Source organism: Pseudomonas baetica (assembly GCF_051216495.1).
Classification (GTDB): Bacteria; Pseudomonadota; Gammaproteobacteria; order Pseudomonadales; family Pseudomonadaceae; genus Aquipseudomonas; species Aquipseudomonas baetica_B.
The window spans coordinates 1-25152 of record NZ_JBPKAM010000003.1; the positions used below are offsets into that span (position 1 = coordinate 1).

The 25152-nt window shown below is 59.1% G+C and carries 18 protein-coding genes; 11 read left to right on the forward strand and 7 right to left on the reverse strand.

Annotated features, from left to right (window positions below; all coding sequences use genetic code 11):
- Positions 1-112: 112 nt before the first annotated feature.
- Entirely contained in the window at positions 113-1030 is a 918-nt protein-coding gene (locus ACSFE6_RS02465; protein WP_435426105.1) for a LysR substrate-binding domain-containing protein, read from the reverse strand.
- Positions 1031-1210: 180 nt separating this feature from the next.
- Between ACSFE6_RS02465 and aspA the strand changes: the two genes are divergently transcribed.
- From aspA to ACSFE6_RS02495, 6 genes are all read left to right on the forward strand, one after another.
- Positions 1211-2635: an aspartate ammonia-lyase gene (gene aspA / locus ACSFE6_RS02470; RefSeq protein WP_435426106.1), complete on the forward strand. Its 1425-nt coding sequence runs from the start codon at positions 1211-1213 to the stop codon at positions 2633-2635.
- Between the two features lie 277 nt (positions 2636-2912).
- Positions 2913-3917 carry an asparaginase gene (locus ACSFE6_RS02475; protein WP_435426107.1) on the forward strand — a complete coding sequence of 335 codons (1005 nt, stop codon included), beginning with the start codon at positions 2913-2915 and terminating at the stop codon, positions 3915-3917.
- Positions 3918-4040: 123 nt separating this feature from the next.
- Positions 4041-8639, forward strand: coding sequence for a dermonecrotic toxin domain-containing protein (locus ACSFE6_RS02480; protein ID WP_435426108.1), 4599 nt, complete (start codon positions 4041-4043; stop codon positions 8637-8639).
- A gap of 113 nt (positions 8640-8752) precedes the next feature.
- Positions 8753-9748 (forward strand): AraC family transcriptional regulator, encoded by a 996-nt coding sequence (locus ACSFE6_RS02485; RefSeq protein WP_435426109.1) that lies wholly within the window; start codon positions 8753-8755, stop codon positions 9746-9748.
- A 178-nt stretch (positions 9749-9926) separates the two neighbouring features.
- Entirely contained in the window at positions 9927-10964 is a 1038-nt protein-coding gene (locus ACSFE6_RS02490) for a histone deacetylase family protein (protein ID WP_435426110.1), read from the forward strand.
- Positions 10965-10968: 4 nt separating this feature from the next.
- Positions 10969-12069, forward strand: a complete 1101-nt coding sequence (locus ACSFE6_RS02495; protein ID WP_435426111.1) for a polyamine ABC transporter substrate-binding protein — start codon at positions 10969-10971, stop codon at positions 12067-12069.
- 109 nt (positions 12070-12178) lie between these two features.
- Here ACSFE6_RS02495 and ACSFE6_RS02500 read toward each other — a convergent pair whose 3' ends face one another.
- Positions 12179-13726, reverse strand: coding sequence for a PLP-dependent aminotransferase family protein (locus ACSFE6_RS02500; RefSeq protein WP_435426112.1), 1548 nt, complete (start codon positions 13724-13726; stop codon positions 12179-12181).
- A gap of 92 nt (positions 13727-13818) precedes the next feature.
- Between ACSFE6_RS02500 and ACSFE6_RS02505 the strand changes: the two genes are divergently transcribed.
- Genes ACSFE6_RS02505 through ACSFE6_RS02515 form a run of 3 tightly spaced genes read left to right on the forward strand, consistent with a single transcriptional unit; the run spans position 13819 to position 15587 of the window.
- Positions 13819-14442, forward strand: a complete 624-nt coding sequence (locus ACSFE6_RS02505) for an FMN-binding negative transcriptional regulator (protein ID WP_435426113.1) — start codon at positions 13819-13821, stop codon at positions 14440-14442.
- Between the two features lie 9 nt (positions 14443-14451).
- Complete coding sequence (locus ACSFE6_RS02510) at positions 14452-14898, forward strand: GNAT family N-acetyltransferase (RefSeq protein ID WP_435426114.1); 447 nt, start codon at positions 14452-14454, stop codon at positions 14896-14898.
- A gap of 17 nt (positions 14899-14915) precedes the next feature.
- A complete protein-coding gene (locus ACSFE6_RS02515) occupies positions 14916-15587 on the forward strand; it encodes a GNAT family N-acetyltransferase (RefSeq protein ID WP_435426115.1) in 672 nt (223 codons plus the stop codon).
- Positions 15588-15681: 94 nt separating this feature from the next.
- Here ACSFE6_RS02515 and oadA read toward each other — a convergent pair whose 3' ends face one another.
- Both oadA and ACSFE6_RS02525 read right to left on the reverse strand, forming a co-directional pair.
- Complete coding sequence (oadA, locus tag ACSFE6_RS02520) at positions 15682-17490, reverse strand: sodium-extruding oxaloacetate decarboxylase subunit alpha (RefSeq protein WP_435426116.1); 1809 nt, start codon at positions 17488-17490, stop codon at positions 15682-15684.
- 11 nt (positions 17491-17501) lie between these two features.
- Entirely contained in the window at positions 17502-18917 is a 1416-nt protein-coding gene (locus tag ACSFE6_RS02525; RefSeq protein ID WP_435426117.1) for an acetyl-CoA carboxylase biotin carboxylase subunit, read from the reverse strand.
- A 191-nt stretch (positions 18918-19108) separates the two neighbouring features.
- Here ACSFE6_RS02525 and ACSFE6_RS02530 point away from each other — a divergent pair, with 191 nt between their 5' ends.
- Entirely contained in the window at positions 19109-20071 is a 963-nt protein-coding gene (locus ACSFE6_RS02530; protein ID WP_435426118.1) for a LysR family transcriptional regulator, read from the forward strand.
- Here the strand turns inward: ACSFE6_RS02530 and ACSFE6_RS02535 are convergent.
- Both ACSFE6_RS02535 and hexR read right to left on the reverse strand, forming a co-directional pair.
- Entirely contained in the window at positions 20013-20225 is a 213-nt protein-coding gene (locus tag ACSFE6_RS02535) for a PA3496 family putative envelope integrity protein (RefSeq protein ID WP_435426119.1), read from the reverse strand. The genes ACSFE6_RS02530 and ACSFE6_RS02535 overlap by 59 nt on opposite strands.
- A gap of 229 nt (positions 20226-20454) precedes the next feature.
- The gene (gene hexR, locus ACSFE6_RS02540) at positions 20455-21321 is read right to left on the reverse strand and encodes a transcriptional regulator HexR (protein ID WP_007927594.1); all 867 of its coding nucleotides are present in this window, start codon (positions 21319-21321) and stop codon (positions 20455-20457) included.
- Between the two features lie 339 nt (positions 21322-21660).
- Between hexR and ACSFE6_RS02545 the strand changes: the two genes are divergently transcribed.
- Complete coding sequence (locus ACSFE6_RS02545; RefSeq protein WP_435426120.1) at positions 21661-21975, forward strand: hypothetical protein; 315 nt, start codon at positions 21661-21663, stop codon at positions 21973-21975.
- Positions 21976-22037: 62 nt separating this feature from the next.
- Here the strand turns inward: ACSFE6_RS02545 and ACSFE6_RS02550 are convergent, their stop codons facing one another.
- Positions 22038-24899 carry an EAL domain-containing protein gene (locus tag ACSFE6_RS02550; protein WP_435426121.1) on the reverse strand — a complete coding sequence of 954 codons (2862 nt, stop codon included), beginning with the start codon at positions 24897-24899 and terminating at the stop codon, positions 22038-22040.
- Positions 24900-25152 lie beyond the last annotated feature (253 nt).

Here is a 25152-nt window from a genome sequence, read left to right on the forward strand (position 1 = left end):
CCCCCCCCCCCCCCCCCCCCCCCCCCCCCCCCCCCCCCCCCCCCCCCCCCCCCCCCCCCCCCCCCCCCCCCCCCCCCCCCCCCCCCCCCCCCCACAGGGGTAATCACTTGCCTCAGGAGCCTGTCGTGCCTTGGGCTGCACCGCCTTCAAGCTTGCGCCATAACAACCGCACATTGGCCTTGCGTACCAAGGCGCAACGATACAAACGAATCTCCAGCGGCACATGCCACTGCGGACCACCGCACACCACCAGTTCACCGCGCGCCAACTCTGCCCGTACGCTGAGATGCGGCACCCAGGCAATGCCCAGCCCTTCCAGCGCCATGCTCTTGAGACTGTCCGCCATGGCGGTTTCGTAGATGGTGGTGAAACGCAATGCACGTTGACGCAGCAGCATGTTCACCGAGCGGCCGAGAAACGCCCCGGCGCTGTACGCCAGCAACGGCACGCTGCCCTCGCCTTCCAGATCGAACAGCGGCTTGCCATCGGCGTCCGCCGCACACACCGGCAGCATCTCGGTCTGGCCAAGGTGCAGCGACGGGAAGATTTCCGGGTCCATCTGCATGGCCGCATCCGGGTCGTAGAACGCCAACATCAGGTCGCAGCCACCTTCACGCAGCGCATGCACCGCATCGCCGACGTTGGTCGCCACCAACCGCGTGGCGATGTTCAGACCTTCGTTGCGCAACTGTGCGATCCAGCGCGGAAAGAACCCCAGCGCCAACGAGTGCGCGGCAGCGACTTGCATCACTTCGCCCTGCCCGCCTTCCAGGTGATGAAGATGACGCAGTACTTCGCCGAGCTGTTCAACCACGGTGCGCGCGGTCACCAGAAACAACTGCCCCGCCGCCGTCAGTTCGATCGGCGTGCGCGAGCGGTTGACCAGCGTCAGCCCCAGCGCAGCTTCGAGGCTGCGGATCCGCCGACTGAACGCCGGCTGGGTCACGAAGCGTCGCTCCGCCGCCTGGGAGAAGCTGCGGGTGGCGGCCAGGGCACTGAAGTCCTCCAGCCATTTACTTTCCAGATTCATCACGTCCTCCCGAACACGCACCAAATTAGGTCACACGCTTGCCGCCAACGCGGCGTCACACGGGCATTATGCCGAATATGCATAGGGCAGTGTTTAACAGCATTGGCTCTAAATTCTCCACAAGCCTAGCATTTGCAGTGTTCCGGCACAGACCGGGTCCATATCGAGATGATTTCTATCATGTCCTCCGCTGCATCCTTCCGCACAGAAAAAGACCTGCTTGGCGTACTCGAAGTACCGGCTGATGCCTACTACGGCATCCAGACCCTGCGAGCAGTGAACAACTTCCGTCTCTCCGGCGTTCCGATCTCGCATTACCCGAAGCTGGTAGTCGGCCTGGCGATGGTCAAACAAGCCGCTGCTGACGCCAACCGCGAGTTGGGTCACCTGAGCGAAGCCAAGCACGCGGCCATCAGCGAAGCCTGTGCCCGTCTGATCCGCGGCGATTTCCACGAAGAGTTCGTGGTGGACATGATTCAAGGCGGCGCTGGCACTTCGACCAACATGAATGCCAACGAAGTCATCGCCAACATCGCGCTGGAGGCCATGGGTCACCAGAAGGGCGAATACCAATACCTGCACCCAAACAACGACGTGAACATGGCGCAGTCGACCAACGACGCCTACCCGACGGCGATCCGCCTGGGCCTGTTGTTGGGTCACGACTCCCTGCTGGCCAGCCTCGACAGCCTGATCCAGTCGTTCGCGGCCAAGGGTGAAGAATTCGCACACGTTCTGAAGATGGGTCGTACCCAGCTGCAAGACGCCGTGCCAATGACCCTCGGCCAGGAATTCCGCGCATTCGCCACTACATTGGGCGAAGACCTGGCCCGTCTGAAGACGCTGGCCCCGGAACTGCTGACCGAAGTGAACCTGGGCGGTACCGCCATCGGCACCGGCATCAACGCCGACCCGCGTTACCAGCACCTGGCCGTTCAACGCCTGGCCCTGATCAGCGGTCAGCCGCTGGTGCCGGCAGCCGACCTGATCGAAGCCACTTCCGACATGGGCGCCTTCGTACTGTTCTCCGGCATGCTCAAGCGCACCGCGGTCAAACTGTCGAAGATCTGCAACGACCTGCGTCTGCTGTCCAGCGGCCCACGCACCGGCATCAACGAAATCAACCTGCCGGCGCGTCAGCCAGGCAGTTCGATCATGCCAGGCAAGGTCAACCCGGTGATCCCGGAAGCCGTGAACCAGGTTGCGTTCCAGGTCATCGGTAACGACCTGGCCCTGACCATGGCGGCCGAAGGCGGCCAGCTGCAACTGAACGTGATGGAGCCGTTGATCGCTTTCAAGATCCTCGACTCGATCCGCCTGTTGCAACGCGCCATGGACATGCTGCGCGAGCACTGCATCGTCGGCATCACCGCCAACGAAGAACGCTGCCGCGAACTGGTCGAGCACTCGATCGGCCTGGTCACCGCGCTGAACCCGTACATCGGCTATGAAAACGCCACACGCATTGCCCGTATCGCCCTTGAAAGCGGTCGCGGCGTGCTGGAACTGGTGCGCGAAGAAGGTTTGCTCGACGACGCCATGCTCGCCGACATCCTGCGCCCGGAAAACATGATTGCTCCGCGTCTGGTTCCGCTTAAAGCCTGAACCGACGCGTTACTTGTAGCACCGCTCACCAGGTCGAGGGACTAGACACCTCTCACCTTTTGAGGGCTTGGAGATCACTCTCCAGGCCCTTTTTTTTGGTCGGATTTTGCAGTGCTCGTGCTGGCCTCTCCGCTGATCGGTTACAGTGCGCAAAGCCCTGTGGGAGCGAGCCTGCTCGCGAAATCGGTGTGTCCGTCGACATCAATGTTGAATGCGCAACCGCATTCGCGAGCAAGCTCGCTCCCACAAGGGAAGTCATTGTTCTCGGAGCGTCTCCATGAATTCCTCGACCTACCCTGCCGCCCAAAACGTCATGGTGCTCTACACCGGCGGCACCATCGGCATGCAAGCCAGCGCCAACGGCCTGGCCCCGGCGTCCGGTTTCGAAGCGCGGATGCGCGACTACCTGCACAGCCAGCCTGATCTAGTGGTGCCGCCGTGGCGTTTCCGCGAGATGTCGCCGCTGATCGACAGTGCCAACATGACGCCTGCCTACTGGAAGCAACTGCGTGAAGCGGTGGTCGATGCAGTTGATGTGCAGGGCTGCGACAGTGTGCTGATCCTGCATGGCACCGACACCCTGGCCTATAGCGCTACTGCCATGAGCTTCCAATTGCTCGGCTTGCACGCCCGCGTGTGTTTCACCGGTTCGATGCTGCCCGCCGGCGTCACCGACAGCGATGCCTGGGAAAATCTTGGCGGCGCGTTGGTTGCCCTGGGCCAAGGCCTGGCGCCGGGTGTGCACTTGTACTTCCACGGCGAACTCCTGGACCCAACCCGTTGCGCGAAGGTGCGCAGTTTCGGCCGGCATCCATTCAAGCGCCTGGAGCGTCAGGGCGGCGGTGCAAAAGCCCCTTCACTGCCAGCCGCCTTGAACTACAACCAAAACAAGCACCTGGCGAATGTCGCCGTGCTGCCGCTGTTTCCCGGCATCCGCGCCGAGATTCTGGATGGCTTGCTCGAAAGCGGCATTCAAGGTTTGGTGCTGGAGTGTTACGGCAGCGGCACGGGTCCGAGCAACAACCCGTCGTTTCTCGCCAGCCTGGAACGGGCGCGGGATAAGGGTGTAGTGGTAGTGGCGGTTACGCAATGCCATGAAGGGGGCGTCGAACTGGGTGTGTATGAAGCGGGCAGTCGCTTGCGTGGCGTTGGCGTGCTTTCGGGCGGCGGCATGACCCGTGAAGCTGCATTCGGCAAGTTACATGCACTGTTGGGCGCCAACCTGGATTTCGCTGAAGTGCGCCGTCTGGTCGAACTGGATTTGTGCGGTGAATTGAGCTGAGTCTAAAAATATTGGGGTGTAATTAATTACCACCTTCCCTGGCTGATGACTCCCTAGCATGGAGGTTGCCCGAGGTTTGTCCTCGAGCAACCTCCATGTTTTTTTGACTCGCAGGGATGCACGATGAGCACATCAGCCTCAAACACCAGGACGCAAACACCCTCCCACCAAAACATCACCGATGCCCTGATCACCCAACTCAGCATCGGCCCCGACTTGAACGATGTTGCAGCGGTATTGCTTCGCCAATCTTTGCAAAAACTCTATCCGGCACTGGATCTCGACCCGAACATCACCATGGTCGCCACGCCTTCATGGGATATCCTCTTCGAAGAAATCGTGGCCGGCCCCACCCGCTATCAAGCGCTGACCGAAATCCTTGCCCATCAGACGGTGTATGCGGTGCCGGCCCTGTACATTGAGGGTGAGCATTTCCTGACCCAACAACCGATTGCTGAACCCACGATTCATCTTCCGGTACGAATCGACGAAATCGCCAAAATGCTCAACCTGCTGGCTCCCGTGATGCTCAAGGCCTATCAGGAACAACAGTTGGAGTTCTGGAACAAGGCCGAAGGCTCTTCCGGCCCCCGCTGGCACGAACTATCGAACACATTGCGCAATCTTTGGAATGTCGATCAGGTCACCGGATGGAGTAACGATGACTGCAACATGGCTCGTACCTTGTTCCGCACACCGGACTTGGAAACCGGGGTTGCCGACCCCTATCAATGCAAAGCCTATCTGGTTGCAATCGACCTGACAGCTGGCGAGGACACACTACATTGGAATGAGGCGTCGATCGTGGTACTGATCGGCAAACAACAGGGCCGCACGGTCATCCTCACCCATTCGCTGCTCAAGGGTTATGAAAAGTTCGACACCCTGGAAGAGCTTGGCGCAACGCTACCCGACCACGTGAAATCAATACCTCACCAGAGCATTCAGTGGCGGTTGGTGGAGTCCGTGGGCAACGTGTTTGACTATCAGGCGTGCGCACTGATATCGATCCAGATTGATGCGCTTGGATCTCTCGATTTCTCCGACCTCAGATACACCAGACCGAGCAAACCGCTCCTCACTCCTGAAGCAGAGGCCACCCACACAACAACAGGCCCCGGGCTGGAATGGTTTAAAGACGCGTTGCCTGACTGGCTCAGCTCCGCCTCCCTCCCGGACCTGAACAACTACTCCCGATACTTGAAGGACCTGGCAGTGCTGCACAGCCAGAACGCAGGCAAGACCTACCTGGATGGTATCCCGCCTATCGAGCAGTACGCACTCGATGCGCTGAAAGCCGAAATGGACAAAGACCATCCAGGCATCGCGACGCCGGACCTTGCCGCGATGGAAATTCGCGTCCGCAGCCTTGTCGTCTGGGGCACATTTGTCGTCCCGGGCAAGCTCGACACTTCTACCTTCAGCATTGCCGATCTCGCCCTGCAAAACCTCATTGCCCTCCCGTCCGGTGACAAGTTCATTCTCTCCACCAACCGAAAACCGCTACCGGCGTGGATGACCGTAGAGTATGTGGAAGGGCTCGTCAGCAAAGCGGATATCGGCAGCACCTATCCGACTTTGATAAAGAGCAAGTTGCTTGACGATGCGACAGAGTCGACACGTCGACAGGACTTGTACACCCAACATTTGCGCATCCAGCTACCGTTGCTGGCCTTGCAATGCAAGATTCGCCAGCAGGCCGGAATCGACTCACGCGGATACCGTTATGTCGCTGCTGTGATGGAGCCTGCGGCCGAGGACCGGGTGGTCGACGGACAGACCATCGTTATTCGTCCATTGGCTTTCATACCTAAACGCCGAAGTGATGACTCCCAGGACGTGGCTGCCAATATGTTCGTGATAGGCCCTCAGGACCCGACTGCCGGCCCATGCCTGTTGTATCGGCCCATGCTTGACCAGCCGTTGTCCCAATACCCTTCACCCTCCAATTTGTTCTATGCCATTCAGCAGTCCACCAGCCTGCGAGAGTCCGTTCTGGCGTGGTTGCCGGACGATGTGCGCAGCGACTACGCCAGTTATGTTTTCCCTGGCTCACTGCCGTCGCCGTGGGCTGTTATCGAGTTTTTGGTCGACCCCACAAAGCTCACGACAATGACGGGGCCAATCGCCTTGGGAAACAAGGCCCTGGAGGGTGATCAGTTCACAGCCCTGTTCAAAGCCAACACGGATGCGCTGGTTGAGCTCGCCAATCGCCAATCGGTATCTAACGCGGAAAGCCGCTGGGCCAGTTTCAAACGGGCTGGCTGGATGGTGTTAAACGCCGTCCTGCCCTTTTTGGGGCGTACCGTGGGCACTAGCGTTTGGATCTGGCAAATCATGGATCAGCTACAAGAACTGCATGATGCACACGAGCGGGACGACGAGCAGGCGCAATGGGCAGCCCTTGCTGATGTACTGCTCAATCTCGGTATGGCAATCACGTTGCATATCGCCACCCAAGGCGCGTCAGGCAAGCGTCAGGCGAACGATGAACCAACGACTGAATCGCCCATCAACAAGACACCCGAAGTCGTGAAAGCCAGTGTCAAGCAACTGCCCAGCACCACCCTCCATGACGCGACCGGCCTCCAGCAAACACTGATCATCAGTGGAGCGGTAAACCGAACGCCCGGCCCCCTGGGAACGGTGCTGGATCGCTTCAAAATCACCCGACCCGAGGGACTTGGCACCGCCCATACCGAGGAAGGCGTTCATAGACATCTCTACGGACTCAACCAGAAATGGTATGCACCCGTAGGACAGAGATGGTTCGAAGTCTCGGTGGACGACAGCGGTAACGTCGCAATCATCGACGCCAGGCAACCCACACGATCGGGTCCGGCCCTGATGCACAGCGCACGGGGTGAATGGTTTATCGATACACGCCTGCGCCTGCGCGGTGGAGGATGGGAAAGCCTGGCCAGGTCGGCCCAGTCTCAAGCAATTGTCAAAGCTAACGAAATGCGTACAAAACTAACCACATTCGAAAGCCGCAAAGCAGCCATGCAAAAGGAGTTGCAACAGGCCCATCAGGCGATGGCCGGCGCCACTTCCGAGACCGCTCAAGCCTTGCGGGAACTGTACCTGCAAACGCTGGAGTCTCAGCGAGCGGAATACGCAGCAGCCCTGAGTGATCTCAAATCACTGCATGTCTTTTCGCCAACGGCGGACTATCAGCAAAAGTCGCTTGGCTACCTGAAAGCTCAACTGGAACTCGTCCATGCCGGCATTCGGGAAACGCTCACCACCTTCACCCCAAAAGTACGAGCAGCCTTGAATCAAATCGAGCGTCAGGCCGAGGCCCCACAAGAGCGTCACTTCGAAGAGGCTCGACAAATGATGGACATGAGTCAGGACATGATCAGCCGCCTGGGCAGTATCGAATCAGGGATAAAGGAACTCAGAGGCTTTGAAAAAGAGGGGATGCGCCTGATCCAACAGACCAAACAACTTCTGCCCTCGTACACCGTCGATGATCTCAAGGCACTCCAGATAACGATCACGCGCAATCTGTGCCTGCCCGAACATTCCGTCGCCACGATGGCAGAGGCATGGTCCATCCTGGACAGAATCGTCGATAGCGCCGACATGTCCGTTCAGGTTTTGCGAGACACGCTGGACGAGCGCAGTGTCAACCGTCTCGACGAACGCATCGACATCCTCAACAATCTGATCGAACAATTCAATGTCATTGATGAGCGCTTGATGGATTTCAACGGAACATACTCCGGGGATGTCCTTGAAGCACCGGTCACACGCCTGCGTCAACAGCTCAATGGGTTCAAGCATCGCGCTGCGCGCAATCTGATAGTGACGCTAGAAGAAAGAGATGTGTTGCGTGCCCGCCCTTCCCTCCCTGTGCAACCGCCAAGGCCAAGAAAGAAGTTTATCCGGACACGTTACAACGGCGTGCTCATCGGAGAGCCGCGACTTACGCCGCAGGGTTTGGAAACCGATCTGGTCGACATCACTTCGCCGCTCACTAACAAGGTCATAGCCACCTTCCATCGCAAAGACTCGGATATCTGGGTCAAGCATGTGGAAGTGACCTCGACCGTCCCAGCGGCTCCGGATCTGGAGGCCAGTGTCAATCAAGGCCAGGCACTGCTCGATGAACTACCGGCTTTCAATGCGCGCATGGTCGAACAATCGAAACAAACAGGGCGCTCACCGTTCGGGATCGAATACCTGTTTCACCAGCATGCGATAAAGCTGGAACAGGCCAGCAGCACAATTGAACAAGCGTTGACCGATAACAATGCGATCGAGAGCAGCTCAAGCTCAGCCGCACTCGTCAACAAAGCGCTCAAGAACGCCGTGCAGAACATCGACCAGCAAGCCACCAGCAACATGCTGAAGTTAATCAAAGAACAACCGCCCACCCTCTCGGGTATTGAGTGGCTAAAAAACAAGCAGGAAATAAGGATTACGAAAACTATCGATCGGCGTCGACTCAAAGGGGGCAAGTCTCGATATCTGGATGAATACACGATCCGTGACCGGAAAAGCGGAGAAACTCTCTGGTATGCACATTTCCTTTACTCCACTTCGTGGGTACCCGCCAAGTCCTTCCTATACGCACGCTTGAAAACCCCGGCGGAACAAAGTCTGGGGCTGAGTGCAGACACCCCCAAAGGGCTCAATGGTGCACAATTGCTTGCCTATTACCGCAGCATGATTGGCTTGGAACAGGCTCAGAATCTGTTTTTCAGCGCAGGCTGAGAAATCAGGCGTCGTGAATATCCGACAACCTTCAGCGCCCTTGCCACCATGAGGGCGTTGAATCACGGCATGCTACTTGCTCGGTTTCGATCAAAGGAAATCGAGGCCCTCCTATGCTTCACTCCCACCTCACCACCCTCAACGCCGTATCCTTGGTGCTCAACACCTTCAAGACCGAAGGACTGTCCAGCGACGCCTTGCTAGCCGGCAGTGGCATCAGCGCAGCGGATCTCAACCGGGCCGACACGCGCATCACCACCACCCAGGAGATGCAGGTGTGCGCCAACGCCGTCGCGCTCAAACGCGATATCGGCCTGGAGCTGGGTCGGCGCATGCACGTTTCGTCCTACGGTATGCTCGGTTACGCATTGCTCACCTGTGCCACCTTCGGTGACGCGTTACGCCTGGCGATGCGCTATCCGGCGCTACTGGGAACACTTTTCGAGCTGAGCCTCGAGGACGACGGCGACCGTGTCTGGTTCGTCGCTGCCGATTATCGGGAGAACCCGGCACTGGCAGTGTTCAACGCCGAATTCTGCCTGGTCTCGCTGAAAGTCATCTGTGACGACCTGCTCGGGCACCCCTTGCCGCTGCTGTCGGCACGCTTCGAACATGCGGCCCCCGATTACGAGGCGAGCTACGCCGAGCCTTTCGACTGCATGCTGCATTTCGAGGCGCAAAACAACGCCTTCGCCTTCGACAAACAGTGGCTTGATCAACCTTTGCCACTGGCGGACGTCATTACCCATCAAGCCATGGCCGAACGCTGCCGCAAGCAGAACACCGAATTCACCGGACGCCAGGCATGGCTGGGGCGGATTCGCCAACTGCTGAGTGCGCAATTGAATGCGGCGCCGGGCCTCGAAGGCCTGGCCGAACAGATGAACTGCTCGGCGCGCACCTTGCGCCGCCACTTGAAGGACCTGGGCTGCAGCTATCAGGAATTGCTCGACGAACTTCGCTTCGAACAAGCCAAGCAAATGCTTTGCGAGGATCAGATGCCGATCTACCGTATCGCCGAAACGCTGGGCTTCAGCGAAACCGCGAGTTTCCGCCATGCGTTCGTGCGCTGGAGTGGCGTGGCGCCGAGTCAGTTCCGCCCGCACTAACCCTCCCGCAGTTTTTGCATTCCATGCCCAGAACAGGGGCACAGCCGCATCATCAAGGGGCGAATTTCGGTCAAATGTTTTGGCCATATCGATCCCCTTTTGGCCTTTCCTGCCGTTCTCCAAAACCGTGCGCGCCGCAAGACTGTGTTCGACCGAATCAGCCTGCGGAGAACAAGAAATGCTGACGATTTACTCTGATGATCACCACCTGCACCACGGCCGTTGTGAATTGATCGACGGGCAACTCAAGCCTTGCTTCGAAATGCCGTCCCGTGCCGACCACGTACTGGCCCGTGTGCAAAACCAGAACCTGGGCCCGGTCGAAGGGCCGAAGGATTTCGGCCTCGATCCGATTGCACGCATCCACAGCCGCGACTACCTGGATTTCTTCAAAGGCGCCTGGGCCCGCTGGACCGCGTTCAACACCGACGGCGACTTGCTGCCCTACACCTGGCCAGCCCGTACTTTGCGCCGCATCAAACCCACCAGCCTGCATGGCGAACTCGGTTACTACAGCTTCGACGGTGGCGCACCGATCACCGCCGGCACCTGGCAAGCGGCGTACAGCGCGGCGCAAGTGGCGCTGACCGCTCAAGCGGAAATCCAGCGCGGCGCCCGCAGTGCCTTCGCCCTGTGCCGTCCACCGGGACACCACGCCGCCAGCGATTTGATGGGGGGCTATTGCTACCTCAACAACGCCGCCATCGCCGCCCAAGCGTTCCTCGATCAAGGCCACAAAAAAGTCGCGATCCTCGACGTCGATTATCACCACGGCAACGGCACGCAATCGATTTTCTACGAGCGTAGCGACGTGCTGTTCACCTCGATTCATGGTCACCCGGAAGCCGAATTTCCGTTCTTCCTCGGCTATGACGATGAATTGGGCGAAGGCGCCGGCGAAGGCTTCAACTTCAACTATCCGTTGGCCGCAGGTTCCGGCTGGGACGTCTGGAGTGCAGCACTGGAAAAGGCCTGCAAAGAGATCGAGAACTACGGTGCCGACATCATCGTCGTGTCCCTGGGCGTCGACACCTTCAAGGACGATCCGATCTCGCAATTCAAACTCGACAGCCCGGACTATCTGGCCATGGGCAAGCGCATCGCGGCACTCGGCATACCGACACTGTTCGTGATGGAAGGCGGTTACGCAGTCGAAGAAATCGGCATCAACGCCGTGAACGTTCTCGAAGGCTTTGAAAGCGCCCAGGGGAAGTAACAACATGAACACACTCAAGCGTTTTATCGCGCCAGCACTGTGCGCCACGGTGCTCAGTGGCGCCGTCCACGCCGAAGAGCGAACGTTGCGCGTGTACAACTGGTTCGACTACATCACCCCGAAGGCCCTGGAAGACTTCAAAGCACAGAACACCCAGACCAAATTGGTCTACGACATTTTCGACACCAACGAAGCTTTGGAAGCCAAGTTGCTGACCGGCAACTCCGGCTATGACGTGGTGGTGCCATCCAACGTGTTCCTCGCCAAGCAGATCGAAGCCGGCGTGTTCCAGCCTCTGGATCGCAGCAAGTTGCCAAACTGGAATCACCTCGACCCCAAGCTGATGAAGCTGATCGAGGCCAACGACCCAGGCAACAAGTTCGCCGTGCCGTACATGTACGGCACCATCCTGATCGGCTTCAATCCAGATAAGGTCAAGGCCGCACTGGGCGCCGATGCGCCGGTGGACAGCTGGGATCTGATCTTCAAGGAAGAGAACATCAGCAAGCTCAAGCAGTGCGGTGTCGCCCTGCTCGACTCGCCCTCGGAGATCCTGCCACTGGCCTTGCAACACCTTGGCCTGGACCCCAACAGCAAGAAACCTGCGGACTACGACAAGGCTGAAGCGCTGTTGATGAAGATCCGTCCGTACGTCACCTACTTCCATTCATCCAAGTACATGGCGGACATCGCCAACGGCGACATCTGCGTCGCTGTCGGGTATTCCGGCAGCTTCTCCCAAGCCGCCAACCGCGCCAAGGAAGCCAAGAACGGTGTGGTCGTCGACATGCGCCTGCCGAAAGAAGGCGCGCCGATCTGGTTCGACATGCTCTCGATTCCAAAAGGCGCAAAGAACCCGGAAGACGCCTACACCTTCATCAACTACTTGCTGCAACCCCAAGTGATCGCGCCGGTCAGCGACTTCGTCGGTTATCCGAACCCGAACAAGGACGCCACGGAAATGGTCGACCCGGCGATTCGCAACAACCCGAACCTGTACCCGACCGAAGCGGCGATGAGCACGCTCTATACCCTGCAACCGCTGCCGCGAGATGCTGAACGTGCGCGGACCCGGGCCTGGACCAAGATCAAGTCCGGTACCTGACACAACGCCCTTTCTGTAGGAGCGAGCTTGCTCGCGATGGACTCGAAAACGACGCGTTTAACCAGCAAACACGCGATATCGTTAACGACCATCGCGAGCATGCTCGCTCCTACAGAAGAACTTTCCAGGCCGAACGTAGCCGGCCCAATGCCGCCTCTATGTCAGCTTCCGGTACAGCGGCGAACCCCAGCACCAACCCGGCGCGCTCATCCGCCGGTCGTGTCGAATCCGGTAGCCAATAGCTGCTCAACGCATTGATCTCAACCCCCACCGCCTCGGCTTGAAAAATCAACTCACGCTCACGAGCCACGCTCTGCACCGGAATCGACAAATGCAGCCCCGCCGCGACACTGGGCAGATTGCCCACGCCGGGGATGCCTTTTGGCCAACCGCCCAGCAGACAATTGCGTCGGCTCAAGGCGGCACGCCGCATGCGACGAATGTGCCGCTGGAAATGCCCGGCGGCCATGAACTCGGCCATTACCGCCTGAGTGCTGACCTCGGAATGTCGGACGTCCACCGCTCGACGTTGAGAAAACGCCTGCGCCAGCGTCGGCGGCAACACCAGATAACCCAGGCGCAATGCAGGGAACGCGACTTTGCCAAAGGTCCCGACGTACAGAACCCGTCCCTGCCGGTCGAGAGCCGCCAACGGCGCCAGCGGCGCACCGCTGTAGCGGTATTCGCCGTCGTAGTCGTCTTCCACGATCCAACCCTGGGTACGTTCGGCCCACGCCAGTAATTCAAGGCGCCGCGCCAGGCTCATGACCACGCCAGTCGGGTACTGATGCGAAGGTGTGACATAAGCCAGGCGACAATCGCCAATCGCATTCAATTGGGCACAATCAATGCCCTCGCTATCCACCGCCACGCCATGCAAGCGTGCCCCGGCGACGGCAAAGGCATGACCTGCGGCTCGGTAGCCCGGGTTTTCAATCGCCACCGCATCGCCCGGCTCCACCAGCAACTGTGCACAAAGACTGATTCCCTGCTGCGCACCACTGGTGATCACAATTTGCTCAGCCGTGCACTGCATGCCACGGGAACTGCGCAAATACGCGGCAATCATGCCCCGCAACCGCGCGTCGCCGGCCGGGTCGCCATAACACAGCTGCTGCAGATCCGGCTTGCGCCAGAAAGCCGCATTCAGCTTGGCCCAGACGTCGAACGGGAACAGATCGAAGGCCGGAACACCCACCCGAAAAGCCTTCGGTGGTCCACCCGGAGGTTGGGGCAAATGGTTGTTTTCCAATCGCTGCAACGCGCCACTGTGGATAACTTTACTGGATGAAATTCCAGGTAAATCCGTCGCTTTTGTGGATAAGGCTGTGGGTAAGCCTGTTGAAAAGCCTGTGGATATTTTTGTGGATAGTTTTCCCGCCTGGGGCAACCGCGCAACGTAAGTGCCATCACCGACTCGCCCTTCAATGAAACCTTCGGCGTAGAGCTGATCGTAGGCGCGCACCACGCTGTTGCGGGAAATCGACAGGGCGGTCGCCAGATCCCGGGTCGCAGGCAGCCGTGTGCCACTGGCGAGCCGTCCATCGAGCACGCGCACGCGCAACGCCTCATAGAGTTGGCGACTCAAGCCTTTCCGGCGGTCGAGCTCAATTCCAGCCGGATTGAATGGCAACGACAGTGTAGGCGAATCCGTCATAGCAATGGACCTATGAAATTGGTCATTAATGGCTCTTACAACAGACCAATAGCCTGCCTACGATGCAAACATTCGCCAAGGAAAATCTCGCCATGTACACGCCCCGCGCTTTTGCCATCGATGAGCTGGACCAGTTGCACGAACTGATCCTCGCCACCCGCCTCGCCATCCTGGTGACCCACGGCGAACACGGCTTGCAAGCCAGTCATGTTCCCGTGCTGCTCCATCGCGAACAAGGCCCGAACGGTACGCTGTACGGGCATCTGGCCAAGGCCAATCCGCAGTGGAAGGACCTGCGCGACGGCGCCGAAGCCCTGCTGATTTTTGCCGGTGCCGACGCCTACGTCAGCCCGGGCTTGTACCCGAGCAAGGCCGAGCACGGCAAAGTCGTCCCGACCTGGAACTACGTTGCCGTACACGCCTATGGCCGCGCCGAAACCTTCAGCGATGGCGGACGGCTGCTGGACATCGTCAGCACCTTGACCGACCGCCATGAAAGCGGCCGTGCCCAGCCATGGAAAGTTGACGATGCGCCCGCCGATTACATCGACGGCATGCTCAAGGCCATCGTCGGTTTCGCCGTGCCAATCGAACGCCTGGAAGGCAAGCGCAAGCTCAGCCAGAACCGCAGCACCGAAGATATCGCCGGCGTGCGCGAAGGGCTGGCCGCCAGCCCAGACGTGCACGACCAGGCACTCGCCCAATTGATGCGATAAGGAATGAACATGAGCCAAGTTGAAATTCGTCCGGTCAGCGTCGATGACCACGCTTCCTGGCTGCCGCTGTGGCAGGCCTATCTGCGCTTCTACAACACCGAACTGCCCGAGGCTGTGACTGACAGCACCTGGCAGCGCCTGCTCGACCCGAATGAAACGACCCATTCCGCCCTGGCGTGGGTCAATGGCAAAGCGGTCGGCATGGTGAACTTCATCTACCATCGTTCGAACTGGAGCATCGAAAACTCCTGCTACCTGCAAGACTTGCTGGTGGCGCCTGAAACCCGCGGCACCGGCATCGGTCGCAAACTGATCGAGTTCGTCTACGCCACCGCCAAGGCCGACGGCTGCTGCAAGGTCCACTGGCTGACCCACGAAACCAACGCCACCGCGATCCAGCTCTACGAGCGCATCGCGGAACGCCCCGGTTTCATCCAGTTTCGCAAAGCCATTTAAGGTTCAAGGAGAACAGCATGTCGACTTCACTCGCGGACTGGAAAGGCGTCCCGGCGCCAACGGTTCAAACCATCGAGGGCCGTTTCATCCGCCTGGAAAAACTCGATCCGGCGCGCCATGGCGACGCCTTGTTCAAAGCCCTGCAAGGCCCCGGCGCCGACCCGAAACTCTGGGATTATTTACCATACGGTCCTTTCCCGGAACGCAGCGCCTTCAATGACTGGCTGAACAACCATGCGGCCCAGAGCGACCCGTATTTCTTCAGCGTGATCGACCGCGCCAGTGGCGAGGTGCAAGGCATCCTCAGCCTGATGTCCATTGTCCCGGCCCAAGGCCGCATCGAAATCGGCCACGTCACTTTCGGCGCCCCGATGCAGCGCTCACCGAAAAGCACCGAAGCGGTTTATCTGCTGGCCAAGGAGTCCTTCGCCCTCGGCTACCGTCGCCTGGAATGGAAATGCAACAACGGCAACGCCCGCTCTAAATATGCAGCCGAGCGACTGGGGTTCAGTTTTGAAGGGGTGTTCCGTCAGCACATGGTGGTCAAGGGACAGAACCGGGATACGGCGTGGTACTCGATTCTTGACTCGGAATGGCCGGCGATCGGGGCAGGGTTCGAGAAGTGGTTGAGTGATGAAAATCAGATGGGGTCGGGGCAGGTGAAGACGCTTGCCGAGTGCAGGGGCTGACGCCCTCCCACAGGGAACCTGCATTTCTTCAAGGCAAAAAAAAGGGGAGCACATGCTCCCCCGAGGTTTAAAGCGTTGTATCGAGGCCGTTATCTCAGCCTTCGATCTCGATCAGGATTTCGCCCGGATTCACCCGGTCGCCCTTGGCCACGTGGATAGCGGTGACCTTACCGGCGATGGCGGCCTGGACTTCGGTTTCCATCTTCATCGCTTCGGTGATCAGCACAGCCTGGCCGGCCTTGACGGTGTCGCCTTCCTTGACCAGCACATCGACGATGTTGCCCGGCATGGTGGTGCTAACGTGGCCGGGGGCGCTAGCCTGTTTGCGCTTGCTGCTGCCACCGCCGACGAATTCGTTGAGCGGTTCGAACACCACTTCTTCCGGCATGCCATCGATGGACAGGTAGAAGTGACGCTTGCCTTCGGCCTTGACGCCAACACCGGTGATGTCGACGCGGTAGGTTTCGCCGTGAACGTCGATGACGAACTCGGTCGGAACGCCTTCGCCGCCAGCCGATGCCACCTTGCCGGCTTCCGGAATCGGCAACAGCACTTCCGGGGTCAGGGTGCCCGCGGCGCGTTCTTCGAGGAACTTGCGGCCAATGTCCGGGAACATGGCGAAGGTCAGCACGTCTTCTTCGGACTTGGCCAGCGCGCCGATGTCTTCACGCAGCTTGGCCATTTCCGGCTTGAGCAGGTCGGCCGGACGCACGTCGATCACTTCTTCGCTGCCGATGGCCTGGCGACGCAGTTGCTCGTTCACCGGGGCCGGCGCCTTGCCGTAGCCACCTTGCAGGTACAGTTTCACTTCGTTGGTGATGGTCTTGTAACGCTCGCCAGCCAGCACGTTGAAGAAAGCCTGGGTGCCGACGATCTGCGAAGTCGGGGTCACCAGTGGCGGGAAGCCGAGGTCTTCGCGAACACGCGGGATCTCTGCCAGCACTTCGCTCATGCGATTGAGCGCGCCCTGCTCTTTGAGCTGGTTGGCCAGGTTGGAAATCATGCCGCCTGGCACCTGATTGACCTGCACGCGGGTATCGACCGCGGTGAATTCACTTTCGAACTGGTGGTACTTCTTGCGCACGGCATAGAAGTACAAGCCGATTTCTTGCAGCAATTCCAGGTTCAGGCCGGTGTCGAACTCGGTGCCTTTAAGGGCCGCGACCATCGACTCGGTGCCAGGGTGGCTGGTGCCCGAAGCGAAGCTGGAGATCGCGGTGTCGATGTGGTCGGCACCGTTTTCGATGGCCTTGAGTTGGCACATCGCGGCCAGGCCAGCGGTGTCGTGGGAGTGGATGAACACCGGCAGCGACTGCTCGGCTTTCAATGCCCGGACCAGTTCGCCAGTGGCGTATGGAGTCAGCAGGCCGGCCATGTCCTTGATTGCCACCGAGTCGCAACCCATGGCTTCCATTTGCTTGGCCTGGGTCACGAAGGCGTCGATGGTGTGCACCGGGCTGGTGGTGTAGGCGATGGTGCCTTGGGCGTGCTTGCCCGCCGCTTTCACCGCTTCGATGGCCACGCGCAGGTTACGCACGTCGTTCATGGCGTCGAAGATACGGAACACGTCGATGCCGTTGACCGCCGCCTTGGCGACGAAGGCTTTGACCACGTCGTCGCTGTAGTGGCGGTAGCCCAGCAGGTTCTGGCCGCGCAGCAGCATTTGCAGGCGGGTGTTCGGCAGCGCGGCGCGCAGCTGGCGCAGACGCTCCCACGGGTCTTCTTTCAGGAAGCGCACACAGGCGTCGAAGGTGGCGCCACCCCAGCATTCCAGCGACCAGTAGCCGACTTTGTCGAGCTTGTCGCAGATCGGCAGCATGTCTTCGGTGCGCATGCGGGTCGCGAGCAACGATTGGTGGGCGTCGCGCAGGATGGTGTCGGTTACATGAATCTTCTTGCTCATTGTTCTATTCCTCACAGGCCTGCGTGGGCGGCGATGGCGGCGGCGATGGCCAGGGCCAGCTCTTCGGGTTTGCGCTTGATCGAGTAGTTGGTCAATTCAGGGTGGCTTTCAACGAAGCTGGTATTGAACTGACCGCTACGGAATTCCGGGTTGCGCAGGATTTCCTGGTAATAGGCGGCAGTGGTCTTGACCCCTTGCACGCGCATGTCGTCCAGGGCGCGCAAGCCACGGTCCATCGCCTCTTCCCAGGTCAGCGCCCACACCACCAGTTTCAGGCACATGGAATCGTAGAACGGTGGAATGGTGTAACCGGTGTAGATCGCCGTGTCGGTACGCACGCCAGGACCGCCGGGGGCGTAGTAACGGGTGATCTTGCCGAAGCTCGGCAGGAAGTTGTTTTTCGGGTCTTCGGCGTTGATCCGGAATTGCAGGGCGAAACCACGGTGGTGGATGTCTTCCTGTTTCACCGAAAGCGGCAGGCCGGACGCGATGCGGATCTGCTCACGCACGATGTCGATGCCGGTGATTTCTTCGGTGATGGTGTGTTCCACCTGGACCCGGGTGTTCATCTCCATGAAGTACACCTCGCCCTCGGCGAGCAGGAACTCCACGGTACCGGCGTTCTCGTAACCCACGGCCTTGGCTGCACGCACCGACAGGTCGCCGATGTAGGCGCGCTGTTCAGGGGTCAGTTGCGGGCTCGGGGCGATCTCGATCAGCTTCTGGTTGCGACGCTGGATCGAGCAATCACGCTCGAACAGGTGCACCACGTTGCCAAAGCTGTCGCCAAGGATCTGCGCTTCGATGTGTTTCGGGTTGACGATGCATTTTTCCAGGAATACTTCCGCCGAACCGAAGGCCTTGGTGGCCTCGGAAATGACTCGCGGGAAAGCCTGTTCGAGTTCTTCGCGGCTGTTGCAGCGACGAATACCCCGGCCACCGCCACCGGACGTGGCCTTGAGCATCACCGGATAACCGATACGATCGCCTTCACTCAGGGCTTCTTCGATGCCCGAGACGTTGCCTTCGGTACCCGGAGTGACTGGTACGCCGGCCTTGATCATGCTGCGGCGCGCTTCGGTCTTGTCGCCCATGCGGCGAATGACTTCAGCCGATGGACCGATGAATTTGATACCGCGCTCGGCGCAGATCTCCGCCAGTTCGGCGTTTTCCGAGAGGAAGCCGTAGCCGGGGTGCAGTGCGTCACAACCGGTTTCCACCGCCAGGTTCACCAGCTTGCGCGGGTTCAGGTAACCGGCCAGTGGTTCGGCGCCAATGCTATGAGCCTCGTCCGCACGCTTCACATGCAGGGCATGGCGGTCGGCGTCGGAATAAATCGCCACCGAGCGAATACCCATCTCGGCGCAAGCTCGTACGATTCGTACGGCAATCTCACCACGGTTGGCGATCAGGATCTTTTTTATCACTTGGAGTTTCCCTTGAGCCGGTGGTACCCACGACCTGCTAGACCCAGGTCGACGCGTGACCAAATGTTTCAATCTGGTCGCAGGCCAACACTAGCGCCGACAAGGGATTAACAAAAATGAATAATTATTGGGTCACGCATAAGTAAAGACTTATAGTTATCGCATCAGCCTGCGGCAAGAGTGCTTGGAAAATGCGTAAGTCCTTGATGCGTATGACATTGCGTCAATTGCAGATCTTCAATGAAGTCTGTGATCTGCGATCCTACAGCCGCGCAGCCGACGAAATGTCACTCACACAACCGGCCGTCAGCCTACAGATTCGTCAGCTGGAAGAGCTGATTGGTCAACCTTTGTTCGATTACGTCGGCAAAAAACTCTACATGACGGAAGCGGCCGAAGCACTGCAACGCGCCAGCCGGGACATTTTCGGCCGCCTTGAAAACCTCGACATGCAGCTTTCCGACATGCAGGGCTCGCTGCAGGGTCAGTTGAAACTGGCGGTGGAATCCAGCGCCAAGTACTTCGTCCCGCACCTGTTTGCCGCGTTCAAGCGCCAACACCCGGAGGTTAACCTGCAGCTGACGGTGGTCAATCGCGGACAGGTGATACGCCGGCTCTCCGACAACCGGGATGACCTGGTGATCATGTCCATGGTGCCGCAAGACATGGGGCTGGAGTTTCTGCCGTTCCTCAACAATCCCATTGTCGCTGTCGCACCACCTGATCACCCGCTGTGCCACATGGGCCCGTTGCGCCTTCAGGATCTTGAACCCTACACACTGCTGCTGCGTGAGCCCGGCTCGGGTACGCGCCTGGCGTGCGAGGAGTATTTCAAGGAGAAACGCGTGCACTTCAACCAGACCCAGGAAGTCTCTTCAGCCGAAGCCCAGCGTGAATGTGTGTTGGCGGGCCTGGGCGTGGCACTGTTGACGCGCCACGCCCTGAACCTGGAACTGGCGACCGGCGGGTTGATTGAGTTGCCGGTCGAGGAGCTGCCGCTATTCCGTAGCTGGTGCGTGGTGCAGGCCAAGGCTAAACGGCTGTCACCGGTGGCTCATGCATTCCTTGCGTTCGTGCGCAGCGAGCGGGTGCAGATCAGCGCCCTGGTTGAGCGCTTCGACGGGAGGTCGTCGAGGCGGCTTGCCAGTAATTGAGTTCGAACTCTTCGGGAAATTCGCCAATTTCGGCGAGAAGTTGACGCTGCTCGCAGCGATCTTCGATAGCACGGCGGAACGCCATGCGGCGCTGGTCTTCCTGCTGGCGGCGGGTTTTGACAGCGCTGTTGCGTTCTTCGTAGGGCTGAACCATTTCGAGTCTCCCAAGGCGAGTACGGGAGCTTCAAGATAGGCGCGGGGGATGACGGTTTGGCGGCTCGGGCGTTACATACTGATGAATGTTGCGGTGAATTCAAGAAAGTCTTCGCGAGCAGGCTCGCTCCCACAGTGGGTCTTCGGTGTTAACAGAAGTTGTGCACACCACTAAATCCTGTGGGAGCGAGCCTGCTCGCGATTCAGGTCGGAACGACCTGAGGACGACGTCAGTCGTCCAGCGCCTTCACCGACTTGGGCGACAACCGCAAGCTGCGCAGACTGCGCTTGACGCTCTTGAGGTGGTTGACCAGGCTCGGCCCGCGCGCCATGGCCACACCCATCGCTAATACATCGATCACCACCAAGTGCGCGATCCGCGAGGTCAGCGGTGTGTAGATTTCCGTGTCCTCGTGCACGTCGATCGCCAGGTTGACGGTCGACAGTTCGGCCAACGGCGTCTGGCTTGGACACAGGGTAATCAACGAAGCCCCGCTTTCACGCACCAGGTTGGCGGTGATCAGCAGATCCTTGGAACGCCCGGACTGGGAAATACAGATCGCCACATCGGTCGGCTTCAGGGTCACCGCCGACATCGCTTGCATGTGCGGGTCGGAATACGCCGCCGCGGTCAGCAGCAAACGGAAGAATTTGTGCTGCGCATCTGCCGCGACCGCACCCGAGGCACCGAAGCCATAGAACTCCACACGCTGGGCCTGGGACATCAGCGTCACCGCTCGCTGCAGTTCCACCGGATCGAGCTTCTCACGAACCTCCATCAGGGTGTGCAGGGTCGTGTCGAAAATCTTGAGGCTGTAGTCGGCGACTGAATCATCTTCGTGGATCGCGAACTGCCCGAAGCTCGCGCCTGCCGCCAGACTCTGAGCCAACTTCAACTTCAGGTCCTGGAACCCGGAGCAGCCGATGGCACGGCAAAAACGCACGATGGTCGGCTCGCTGATACCGACGCTATGGGCCAGGTCAGCCATGGAGCTGTGCATCACGGCCGCGGGGTCAAGCAGCACGTGATCGGCGACCTTGAGCTCCGACTTGCGTAACAGGTGACGAGACTGGGCGATGTGTTGCAGCAGATTCAAAGGGATGGACTCTTTGTTATTGGCAGGTGCCGGGGATGTAGCACGCTTGTAGTTATACTACATGAATCGGCTTTTTGCCTGCTCAATGCGTAACCGGATCCCTCGATTTCAGGTGCTCGCACCTCATGTAGCACTCGCACACGATGCTCATGCGCACCATCGCAACATAACTGGAGGGGACAGCGCTCCCTCCATCAATGCGTCGCATGTCGATAATCAAAGGACAACTACCGGAACACACAGCCTTACAAAACCAAACTAAAAAATTTATCAATCGCAACTTCGGATGGATATATTGACTCGGCAGGAAGCAATATAACTAATCACTGGAGTTTAACTATGAGCATTAAAACCAAAGACTGGACCGCACAAATCGACCGGATGCCTGGCAACCAATCTTTCCGCGTCTACGGCACCGTAACCGTTGCCGATCCGAGTGTAATACCAAAACTGGAATTCAGCCCCATGCAGGATAAATCCTTTAATCTGCGACTGAATTTAGTACTTGCAAAGCCCCAGGACATTGCACTGCAAGTCGTAACCGACAAAGTTGTCGAATATAAAGTAATGGGCGATTCAAATGTCACTGGGGTTAGTATCTTCCACGAAGGAAAGTTACTGCACCATATCGATGAAATTCTAATTACCCACTAAGAAAACATCCGCTTCCTGGCTTCCCATCGCCCCTCGAAAAAAGGGCGGTGGGGAGTTTCCCCTCACTCCGTGCCTTGTTCGCGTAGCAGGCCTGCCAGCCCGTCCGCCTCGACTGGACGGCTGATCAGGTACCCTTGCACCTCATCACACTGCTCATTCTTGAGAAATTCAAGCTGCTCGTGCCGCTCAACCCCTTCCGCCACCACCTTCAACGACAAACCATGGGCCATGGCAATGATCGCCCGGGTGATCGCCGCATCCTCCGTGCCCTCCCCCAGGCCGCGAATGAAGGCCTGATCAATCTTCACGTAATCCACCGGAATTCGCTTGAGGTAACTCAGGGATGAATAGCCGGTGCCGAAATCGTCAATCGCCAGCTTCACCCCCAGATCACGCAGTTGCTGGAAAGTCGCAATGATGTGCTCGACGCTGTCCAGCAACTGGCTTTCGGTGAGCTCCAGCTCCAGGTAGTGCGGCGCCAGCCCGGTTTCCTCCAGCACTTGCCGCACCAGGCTGACCAGTTTGCCCTGACGCAGCTGATGCACCGACAAGTTGACGGATACCCGAATAGGTTCAAGCCCCTGCCGCTGCCACTCACAGGCTTGCAAGCACGCCTGGCGCAACACGAATTCGCCGATCGGACCGATCAATCCGGTTTCTTCGGCCAGGCCGATGAAATCCCCGGGGGGCACGCGCCCCATGGTTGGATGATCCCAACGCACCAGCGCCTCGGCGGCATTCAGCTTGCCCGTGGCCAGACACAGTTTCGGCTGGTAAAACACCTTCAACTGCTGCTCTTCAACGGCTTTACGCAGTTGGTTTTCCAGCTGCAAACGCTCCAGTGTGCTGGCTTGCAGACTGTCGGTGTAGAACTGGAAGTTGTTTCCACCCAGATGCTTGGCGTGTTGCATGGCCATGTTCGACTGGCTGACCAAGGCGGAAATTTCCCGGGCGTTGTCCGGCAACAAACTGATGCCCATCGACGCGCTGACCACCAGCTCATGACCTTCGACCGTTACCGGTATGCGCAGCTTGTTCGACAAGCGGGTCGCCACTCGCGCCAGGCTCGAAAGGTTGCCGTAGGTATTGAACAACACCGCAAACTCGTCGCCGGACAAGCGTGCGATGGTGTCCGCTTCCGGCAGCGCATTGACCAGTCGCCGGGCCATTTTTTGCAACAGTTGGTCGGCCACTTCATGGCCGAGGCTGTCGTTGAGCTGCTTGAAACGGTCCAGATTGATGTGCAGTAACGCCAGGCTGCGGTAGCCACCCTGACGCACACGCTGGTGCGCTTCACTGAGCCGTTCGCGGAACATGGAGCGGTTGGCAAGGCCTGTGAGTTCGTCGTAGTGAGTCAGGTAGCGCATGCGCTCTTCGGACTCACGGCGAGCCGAAAGATCCGCGAAGAAACCGACAATATGGCTCACATTTCCCTTGGTATCGCGCACGGTGCTCAACTGCAGCCATTGCGGGTACATCTCACCGTTCTTACGAGTTTCCACCAGCTCACCCTGCCAGCTGCCGTGCTGTTCCAGCGCCTGGTGAATGACCGTGTAATGGCGGCGCGCATCGCGACTGCATGGCAACTCGACAACCTTGCGACCGAGCATGTCTTCTATTTCGTAACCGGTGACCCGGCTGAAGGCTTGATTGGCGGCGATCAGGGCATAGTCGGGATCGAAAATCACAATGCCTTCGCTGGCGGCCTCGAACACGGTTGCGGCCAGTTGCTGCTGTTCTTCCAGCGCTTTACTGACACTGATGTCGCGGCGAGTGCCGACCATGCGGATCACCCGGCCATTTTCGGCACGCTCGACCGCGCGCCCGCGGTCCTCGATCCAGACCCAGTGACCGTCGCCATGCCGCACGCGGTACTCGACCTGGTAATCCTCGGTGCGGCCCTTCAAATGCTCGACCAACGCCTTTCTCAGCGCAGGAAGGTCCTCCGGATGCAGGCGTGGCTTGAGGTGGCGCAGCATCGCCGTCACGTATTCGGGCGCCAGACCGAACAATTCCTGAATATGCGTGTGGTGGACTTCGTCTGTTTGCAGATTCCAGTCCCACAACCCCAGCTCACTGGCCTTCAACGCCAGTGCCAGACGCGCCTCGCTCTTGCTCAGCGCCTGGTTCGCGGCGTCCAGCTCAAGGCTGCGCTGGGCAACACGACTTTCCAGTTCGACCTGGATTTCGCGCAGCTCCTCTTCAGCACGCCGACGCTGGTCGATCTCCCTGGCCAGTTTGCGATTGAGTTGATCGCTGCGATTTTGCGCCTGCTGCAAATGCTCGATCAGCGCCTGATTCTGGAAGCGTTGCAACAAGCTGCGATCGATCAACCGATTGACCTGCCAGGCGACCACACTTAATGCACCCAGCAGGATCAGGCCGAACCAGCCCCATCCCTGCTCCTGCCCCCAGAACATGAAGGCAATGGCCGGCAATAGACAGGGCAAGGTAAACGACAGAAACGCCGGCAGGCTGACGGCGTAGGCGACACTGGCCGAAAGGGCCGCCGCACCGATCAGGCCGAAAACCCAAGCTTGCTGAATGAAATTGTCGGCGGGAACCAGCGCGATGCCGGCACCGGCCAACGTCAGGCCTGTGAGACCCGAGCCCAGCCAAAACATGCGCTGCCAAATCGGATGAGCCTGACGATTGGGAATCGCCGAGTCGAAGGCTGCGACCTGAATTACCCGTAATGCCACGAGCGACAACAACCACACCAGCCAGACAGAGACCAGGAAGTAGCGCTGCGGACTCCAGAGCAAACCGGCGCAAACCAGACCATTGATCAGCATGAACAGCGTGGGTAACAAGGAGCCCTGATACAACAGGCGCGTGCGTTCGACCGCCATTTCCATGGCGTATTGTTTACGGATAACCCGAGGCTCCACAGTAGGGCCCGACAGGTCTGAGCTGAGGGTCATAGGTAATTTCTTGTTCTTATAATGATGGGCTTGAGGCCCGAAACGTCGACGGAGCATACACAAGCCAATGCCCGGACCAAACTGCTACAGATCAAAAAACAGACAAAAGCGCCGAACGCCCCGCTCCACTCAATAGCCGTACGCGAAGCCGGCTAACGCTTGCAGGGGATGACTGACCGGTCGTCCCGCACGCCTCTTTCATCGGCTAAAGCAAAGCGGGGTTTGCCCGGTGTGGCGCCGCCCCCTAGAATGC

What these genes read in the sequence shown, in the direction of transcription:
- ACSFE6_RS02465 (WP_435426105.1), bottom strand. Translation starts at nt 1,030, where the DNA reads ATGAATCTGGAAAGTAAATGGCTGGAGGACTTCAGTGCCCTGGCCGCC.
- aspA (WP_435426106.1), top strand. Translation starts at nt 1,211, where the DNA reads ATGTCCTCCGCTGCATCCTTCCGCACAGAAAAAGACCTGCTTGGCGTA.
- ACSFE6_RS02475 (WP_435426107.1), top strand. Translation starts at nt 2,913, where the DNA reads ATGAATTCCTCGACCTACCCTGCCGCCCAAAACGTCATGGTGCTCTAC.
- ACSFE6_RS02480 (WP_435426108.1), top strand. Translation starts at nt 4,041, where the DNA reads ATGAGCACATCAGCCTCAAACACCAGGACGCAAACACCCTCCCACCAA.
- ACSFE6_RS02485 (WP_435426109.1), top strand. Translation starts at nt 8,753, where the DNA reads ATGCTTCACTCCCACCTCACCACCCTCAACGCCGTATCCTTGGTGCTC.
- ACSFE6_RS02490 (WP_435426110.1), top strand. Translation starts at nt 9,927, where the DNA reads ATGCTGACGATTTACTCTGATGATCACCACCTGCACCACGGCCGTTGT.
- ACSFE6_RS02495 (WP_435426111.1), top strand. Translation starts at nt 10,969, where the DNA reads ATGAACACACTCAAGCGTTTTATCGCGCCAGCACTGTGCGCCACGGTG.
- ACSFE6_RS02500 (WP_435426112.1), bottom strand. Translation starts at nt 13,726, where the DNA reads ATGACGGATTCGCCTACACTGTCGTTGCCATTCAATCCGGCTGGAATT.
- ACSFE6_RS02505 (WP_435426113.1), top strand. Translation starts at nt 13,819, where the DNA reads ATGTACACGCCCCGCGCTTTTGCCATCGATGAGCTGGACCAGTTGCAC.
- ACSFE6_RS02510 (WP_435426114.1), top strand. Translation starts at nt 14,452, where the DNA reads ATGAGCCAAGTTGAAATTCGTCCGGTCAGCGTCGATGACCACGCTTCC.
- ACSFE6_RS02515 (WP_435426115.1), top strand. Translation starts at nt 14,916, where the DNA reads ATGTCGACTTCACTCGCGGACTGGAAAGGCGTCCCGGCGCCAACGGTT.
- oadA (WP_435426116.1), bottom strand. Translation starts at nt 17,490, where the DNA reads ATGAGCAAGAAGATTCATGTAACCGACACCATCCTGCGCGACGCCCAC.
- ACSFE6_RS02530 (WP_435426118.1), top strand. Translation starts at nt 19,109, where the DNA reads ATGCGTAAGTCCTTGATGCGTATGACATTGCGTCAATTGCAGATCTTC.
- ACSFE6_RS02535 (WP_435426119.1), bottom strand. Translation starts at nt 20,225, where the DNA reads ATGGTTCAGCCCTACGAAGAACGCAACAGCGCTGTCAAAACCCGCCGC.
- ACSFE6_RS02545 (WP_435426120.1), top strand. Translation starts at nt 21,661, where the DNA reads ATGAGCATTAAAACCAAAGACTGGACCGCACAAATCGACCGGATGCCT.
- ACSFE6_RS02550 (WP_435426121.1), bottom strand. Translation starts at nt 24,899, where the DNA reads ATGACCCTCAGCTCAGACCTGTCGGGCCCTACTGTGGAGCCTCGGGTT.